The 7,176-nt window shown below is 66.3% G+C and carries 5 protein-coding genes; 1 reads left to right on the top strand and 4 read right to left on the bottom strand.

All coding sequences use genetic code 11. The annotated features are described in order from the left end of the window. The 4 genes from ACEQXV_RS04635 to ACEQXV_RS04620 form a co-directional block, all read right to left on the bottom strand. Positions 1-590: alcohol dehydrogenase catalytic domain-containing protein (locus ACEQXV_RS04635; protein WP_370268116.1), on the bottom strand; the 590-nt coding region annotated here is incomplete at its 3' end. Between the two features lie 13 nt (positions 591-603). Further along, a complete protein-coding gene (locus ACEQXV_RS04630; protein ID WP_370268117.1) occupies positions 604-1,791 on the bottom strand; it encodes a glycine C-acetyltransferase in 1,188 nt (395 codons plus the stop codon). Positions 1,792-1,884: 93 nt separating this feature from the next. Continuing rightward, the gene (locus tag ACEQXV_RS04625) at positions 1,885-3,129 is read right to left on the bottom strand and encodes a lytic murein transglycosylase (protein ID WP_370268114.1); all 1,245 of its coding nucleotides are present in this window, start codon (positions 3,127-3,129) and stop codon (positions 1,885-1,887) included. A gap of 213 nt (positions 3,130-3,342) precedes the next feature. Further along, the gene (locus ACEQXV_RS04620) at positions 3,343-6,534 is read right to left on the bottom strand and encodes a reductive dehalogenase (RefSeq protein WP_370268112.1); all 3,192 of its coding nucleotides are present in this window, start codon (positions 6,532-6,534) and stop codon (positions 3,343-3,345) included. 72 nt (positions 6,535-6,606) lie between these two features. On the opposite strand from ACEQXV_RS04620, the gene ACEQXV_RS04615 reads away from it, so the two are divergent. Next, on the top strand, positions 6,607-7,176 hold a 570-nt coding region (locus tag ACEQXV_RS04615), incomplete at its 3' end, for a LuxR family transcriptional regulator (protein ID WP_370268111.1).

Genomic DNA, 7,176 nt, shown 5'->3' with positions numbered 1-7,176 from the left:
GCGATATCGGTCAGCACCACCTTGCGCGCGCCCACCTTCTGGGCGACGAGCGCACCCATGATGCCGATGGGGCCCGCCCCGGTGACGAGCACATCCTCGCCCACCAGATCGAAGCTGAGCGCCGTGTGGACGGCGTTTCCGAACGGGTCGAAGATCGCCGCAATCTCATCGGGGATGTCGTCGGGGATCGGCACCACGTTGGATTCCGGGATGCAGAGATACTCGGCGAAGCTGCCGGGGCGGTGGACGCCCACGCCCTTGGTGTTGCGGCAGAGATGCCCGCGCCCGGCGCGGCAATTGCGGCAGGTTCCGCAGGTGATGTGGCCTTCGCCCGAGACGCGCTGGCCGATTTTGTATTTCGTGGCGGCCTTGCCCATGTCGACGATCTCGCCACAGAACTCGTGGCCGACGACCATGGGAACGGGGACGGTTTTCGCGCTGAACTCGTCCCATTTCCAGATATGGACGTCGGTGCCGCAGATGGCCGATTTCTTCACCTTGATCAGCACGTCCTGCGGTCCCGGTTCGGGGACGGGCACGCGTTCCATCCAGAGCCCCGGTTCGGGTCTGGCCTTCACCAGGGCTTTCATGTCGTTCTGCATGTCAGATCACTCCCATGTCACGGCCAACGTCGATGAAGGCGTCGATGGCGGTGTCGAGTTCCGCGCGGCTGTGGGCGGCGCTCATCTGCGTGCGGATGCGGTCCTGCCCCTTGGGCACCACGGGGAAGCTGAAGGGGGCCACGTAAACCCTCTTGGCATCCAGCCGCGCCGCCATGTCCTGCGCCAGTTTCGGGTCGCGCAGCATGACGGGGATGATCGGGTGTTCGCCGGGCAGAAGGTCGAAGCCCGCGGCTCCCATCCGGGCGCGGAAATGGGCGGCATTCTCCATCAGCCGGTCGCGGCGGTCCGTTGAGGCCTCCAGCATGTCGAGCACCTTCAGCGAGGTCGCCGCGATGACGGGGGCGAGCGTGTTGGAGAAGAGATAGGGGCGCGAGCGCTGGCGCAGCCATTCCACGACCTCTTTGCGGCCACTGGTATAGCCGCCCGATGCCCCGCCAAGCGCCTTGCCAAGCGTGCCGGTCAGGATGTCGACCCGGTCGGCCACCCCGCAATGTTCCGGCGTGCCACGCCCGCCTGCGCCCATGAAGCCAACGGCGTGGCTGTCATCGACCATGACCATGGCGCCATACTTGTCAGCCAGATCGCAGATCTCGGGCAGCTTGGCGATATAACCGTCCATGGAAAAGACGCCGTCGGTCGCGATCATCTTGAAGCGCGCGCCTTCTGCCGCCTTTAACTGAGCCTCCAGATCCGCCATGTAGGAATTGGCGTAGCGCAGGCGCCTGGCCTTGCACAGCCGCACCCCGTCGATGATCGAGGCATGGTTGAGCGCGTCGGAGATGATCGCGTCTTCCGGCCCCAGAAGCGTTTCGAAGAGCCCTGCATTGGCATCGAAGCACGACGAATATAGGATTGTATCCTCATGCCCGAGGAAGCGAGAGAGGCGCGCCTCCAACTCCTTGTGTGCCTCCTGCGTGCCGCAGATGAAGCGCACCGACGACATGCCATAGCCGTAGCGGTCGAGCGCGGCCTGCGCCGCTGCAACAAGGTCTGGATGATCGGAGAGTCCGAGGTAGTTATTGGCGCAGAGATTGATCACCTCGCGACCGTTGGCGAGACCCACGGTGCCCGCCTGCGGCGTGGTGATCACGCGTTCGGACTTGAAGAGGCCCGCCTCGCTGAGGCCGTCGAGCTCTTGCGACAGGTGGTCGATGAAGGCTTGGGTCATAGCGGTTTCTCCATGGGCGAGAAGCTGACGATGCGCCCGATGGTCATGGGTGTCACGCCTCCGGCGCGTCATGCAATGGCCTGTCTGCGACGATCAGGCGGTTTGGCGCAAGCGCACCAGCAGATCGTCGGTGGCGATGCCTGTTTCCGGCAATCCCTGGGAGCGCTCATAGGCGCGGATGGCTGCGCGGCTGGCAGGGCCGATGACGCCATCGCTGCCGCCGGTGTCATAGCCCTGCGCGGTCAGGCGCTGTTGCACCTCGATCCGGCCTGCGCGTGTCAGGCCGTGCTCATCTGGCGGCAAGCTTGCGCGGAACGCCGGGCCACCGGCCAGCCTGTCGGCCAGGTGGCCGATGCCGATCACGTAGTTTTCGGCCGGGTTGTAGCGCCAGATCGCGGTGAAGTTGGCAAAGATCATCAGGGCCGGGCCGTTCACCCCCATGGGGATGAGGATAGCCGCCTCGCCATAGTTGGGCACGCGGGCACCGTCCATGTCGCGCACGCCCATGTTGGTCCAAGACGCGACCGACCGGGTGCGCCTGCGCCCGGCGAGCCCCGCATCGAACCCCTCGGGCAGGCGCACTTCGACGGCCCAGGGCTGGCCGCGGGTCCAGCCGTGGCGAGCGATGTAATTCGCGGTGGTGGCCAGGGCATCGGTGGGGTCCGCGTCCCAGCAGCCGCGTCGCCCGTCCCCGTCGAAATCGACGCCGTAATCCTCCAGCACTTCGGGCATGATCTGCGTATGCCCCATGGCCCCGGCCCAGCTTCCGCGCATGCGCGAGAGGGTCGTGTCACCCCGGTCAAGGGCGCGGAGCGCGGACATCAGCTGGCTTCCAAAGAAGCGTCCGCGCCGCCCGTCGAAAGTCAGTGTCGCAAGGGCCGCGATCACGGGCGCGTCGCCCATCTGCGTGCCGTAATAGCTTTCCATGCCCCAGACCGCGCACATCACCTCTTTCTCGACCCCGAACCGGTCTTCGATCGCCTGCAGGGTGCGCCCGTGCTGGCGCAGCTTGGCGCGGCCCATGGCGATCCTGTCGTCCGAGGCGGCGATGGCTAGGTAATCCTCCATCGTGCGGTTGAACTCGGCCTGGTTGCGGTCGCGCTCGATGACCAGGGGCACATAGCCCACGCCCCGAAAGGTGCGCGTCAGGGTGGCCTCGGAACTGCCCGCATTGCGCGCGCGGCTCTTGAACCCCTCCAGCCAGCGGTCGAAGGCAGGGTCGGGGACGCTGCGCCAGTCGTCGCGCGTGGCAGGCCCCGCACCCCCGGCGACACATCCCGACAGGGCAAGCGCTGACAGGCCCAGGGCAACGGTGCGTCGGGACGGGGCTGGGGACATCGGGGCAGGCTCCGGGGTGTCTCGTTCAGTCTTCCGATAGCCTGCCTTGTCCGGGATCGGCGGGCAACAGGCTCGGCGCAGTCAGCGCCCCGTCCGCGCTTTCACGCCAACCGCTGCCGTCGCGGCGCGGTCTGATTTTTCCCAAAAATCGCCCCGCGATCCGTCAGGATCGCGCCCCGGTCGACGCGCCGAGGGCGCGGCGACCCCGGGGGGTCACAGGTCGAGATCGATCACGCCGCCGGGTTTGGCGGCCCGGCTTTGGCAGGTGATCATGGCGCCCTCGCGCTGTGCCCTGGACAAAACGAAGTCGCGATGCTCCACGTCTCCGGCCAGAACCCCGCATTTGCAGACGCCGCAGATCCCGTCATCGCATTTGATGTCGATGGCAATGCCCGCCGCCTGCAACACCTCCGCTGCCGTCTGTCCGGCCGCGACATCCAGCATCCGCCCGTCTTTCAGCCGCAGGCGGAAGGCGTGGTTCTCGTAATCCGGTTGTTCGGGGACCGAGAAATATTCCAGGTGCCGCGCCTCTTCGGGGAAGCCAGCGCGCTCGGCGGCTTCGATCACCGCGCTCATGTAACGATCGGGACCGCAGGTATAGACGTGCCAGCCGGGCTGATACCCCGCCATCAGCAGGTCGAGATCGGCACGCGTTCCCTCGTCCGAGAAATGGTAGTGCACCCGGTCCGCCCAGGGCATCTTTGCCAGATCGTCGAGATACCCGGCCGCCGCGCGCGTGGAACAGGAATAGTGCAGTGCGAACTCCCTGCCCTCGCGATGCAGCGCATGGGCGAAGGCGATCATCGGCGTGACCCCGATCCCGCCCCCCAACAACAGCGTCCGGGTCGCGCCTGGTTCAAGCTCGAAATGGTTGATGGGATTGGAGATGAAGATCTTGCGCCCCGGCGCGAAAATCCGGTGCATGAGCTTCGATCCGCCCCGGCCTGCATCTTCGCGCAACACGCCGATCTGGTAGACCGAGCGGTCGCCGGGATCGCCGGACATGGAATACTGGCGAAGGAATTCAGGGGCCACGACGATGTCGAGATGGGCCCCCGCCGTCCACTCGGGCAAGTCGCCGCCATCGAGGGCGCGGAACTCATACTTGGTGACATCCGGTGTCATCTTCTCGGCCCTTGTCACCTCGACCCGGATCACCGGCGCATCCCCGGGCACGGAGTAGCCGTGCAGGTGATCCGTTTCGCCCCGCTCAAGCCGCAGCTTGTATTCGCGGGCCGTGACCATGGCCTGGTAGGCTTCGATCCCCTTTTCGCGGTCCATCGGGAACGGGTAGGGCCAGGGGTGCGGGGCCAGGGGTGCGGGATAGACCGCGAGCGTCTGATCCTCGTATTTCAGGTCGAGGTCCCTTTGCAGATCACGCCGATTGAGCGGGTGCTTCGTGGGCCGGTAGGCCCCGTCAGGCTCCAGCTCCAGATCCCACCACCATTTCTTGACGTCATTGAGGCCGCCATTGCCCACCGCGTCATCGAGCCTGGCCAGAAGCGGCGCGGCCTTCGGAATGGTCATCGCTGCCCATCGGAAGGGCTTTTCGGCAAAGAGGCCTTCAAGGTTCCATGGGCAGGTCTTCATGCAGCGCCCGCACATGGCGCCGCCCTTGGTGGTGATCCGGTAGGTCGCGCATTTCTGGCTGTCGGATTTCCAGATCTCGTAGCCGTTGAACATCAGTTTCGGGCCAGCCGTGATCGCCCCCGAGGGGCATTCGCGGGCGCATTTGTTGCAGCTCTCGCAGAAGGCCTGAAGCCCGAAGTCGATGGGCTTGTCATGGGCCAGCGGCATGTCGGTGGTGACCACGCCCGACTTGAGACGCGGGCCGAGATAGGGGTTCAGGATCACCTCGCCGATGCGGCTAACCTCGCCCAGGCCCGACAGCAGCAGGAGCGGCGGCTGCAATACCTCGCCATCCAGCACCGTATGCGCCTTGGCGCCATAGCCGAGGTTCCTGATCTGCTGCGCGATCACCCCGCCCAGGAGGGAAAACCGCAGATAGGCGCGCATGGACTGGGCCACGGAGATCCAGTCGTCGCCGCTGGCGCCCTCCATGGTCTCGTAGCCCTGGTCGATGATCATGCTGATCGCCTGGTCGTGGGGCGGATCAATGGGGTCTCCCACAGCATCGTGCGAATACCAGGTCCAGTCCGGGCAGCGCGAGATCCCCACCGCGTCGACGCCAAGGAAATAGCTGGCCGCCTTGATGTTCGCGGCATTGCGGGCGGCATCCGGGGGGCACGGCCCGTCAGGGTTCGGCATGCCGTCCTGGATCAGCACGAAGGCCCCAAGCGCCCGACGCTGCGCATAAGACGGCGCGGCCTTGCGGGCGTAGTAGCCGCCCTTGGCGCCCTCTTGCAGCGCCTTGCCCATGTCCCCGAACTGGGCGCGGGCGAACATGTCGGCCCGCTTGGGCACGCGGGGCACGTTTGCCTCGTCGATATAGGTGGTGGGGCTGTCGAAGCGCTTGAGCTTCTCGAACGGATGCGCGCCGTCGACGAAGCGACGCTTGTCATAGGGGTTGCGATTGAGCGCCGAGCGCTGGACGCCCTTGCCTATCGCCCAGCTCAGCCCGCCCAAACCGGGGCGCGCGGCGAGCGGCCTGTCGCAGGCCAGGTCCATCCGGCAGGTGACCACCGCCACGCCAAAGCGTGTGCCGATGAAGGGGGCCACGAGTTGCCCCGCCTCGACCCTGGCCAGACCGGCCGCCACGCTCAGCCGGTTGAGGTCCACGTCAGATGCCGCGCCTGAATGGGATTTTGCCGCGAAGCCCAGAAGCCGCAGGTAATTCGCGATCACGCTGGCGGTTTCGTTGGCCCGCAGACAGGCCCGCGCGGCCAGGGCACCCGACAGCCAGTCGCAGCCCTCCTCGTCTTCAGCGGGCTCTCTCGGGTTTTCGTAGAGATAGACGATCGCGTGGGTATGCCCCTCGATCGTTGTCGGCGGCGCCTCCATGCTGTCCTTGAGGTCCGCCATGATCACGTCGATGCCAGAGGCGAGCGTCTTGGTCTGGCGCGTCTTCAGGTCATGGGCCAGCCGGTCGATATCCGGGTTCCCGATCGGTTGCGCCAACAGGGTATCTTCCGTCAACCGGCAGATGCCCACCATTGCCGCATCGTTGAAATAGCCAAAGGCCTTGAGGTGATTTGCCCGCTCCTGCGGGTCAGCCGGAATGTCCGAGGGCACCGGGTTCACCAGCCCGTCACGCAGCGCGTCCAGCATCGCCTGGTAATCCCGCATCGCGTTGACGATGCTTTCAGGCGCGTCGGGGCGATTGAAACTGACCGGGACCATCGCCGGGACCGCTGTCAGATCGGCCTTTTCGACGCGACAGAGCCGTTCCAGCGGGAAGGGCCCCAGGTGGACGGGTCGCTTGGCGTCTGAGAAATAGCGGGTCATTAGCGGCCCCGGTGTCCCGTGAGGTGAGACCTCTTGCTTAGCCGAAGATGTCACGCCTATTCTGTCACCCGAATGAGTGACGAGCCACGCACATCCCCCCTGCCCCGCGACCCCCAGGCCGCCCTGGTGGCCAGCCTGCCCACCGACGGGTTCGGCGCGGCCTTGCTGGCCCATATCCGCAGAGCCGCCGAGATCGCCCATTTCGGTGCCTTCCTGGTGGCAGACCTCGCCGATCCACAGCCCGTTCTGTCGGTCTGGTCGGGGCAGATGAGCGACTATTGGTTCAACATCAACGCACGCAGGATCACGTCGCATGACACGTTGCGCCGCGACTTCGTCGACCGGATTCGGCGCGCTCCCCCCGGCGGGTTGGTCATTGACCGATGGCATCCGCCCGAGGGCGATCCGCGCGCCCCGATCTACGCCCGCGACGGGGTAATCGAACGGGTCTCGGTCGCGTCCCGCGTGGGGCGGGGCGGCTTCGTTTCGTTCTATCTGCGCGGGAAACAGTCCGGCTGGCTCAGCGAGGACGACCTGGCGCGCCTGCGCGCGGTGTTGCCGCTGGCGCATGAACTGATCGGGCTGCGGCACCGGCTGACCGGGACGCAAGGCACCACCGCGAGCGCGCTCAGGACGGCGGCG

The sequence above is a fragment of the Nioella sp. genome, assembly GCF_964229645.1.
Classification (GTDB): Bacteria; Pseudomonadota; Alphaproteobacteria; order Rhodobacterales; family Rhodobacteraceae; genus Nioella.
The sequence above is the reverse complement of the archived record's forward strand: the minus strand, read 5'-3'. Positions and strand labels throughout refer to the sequence as shown.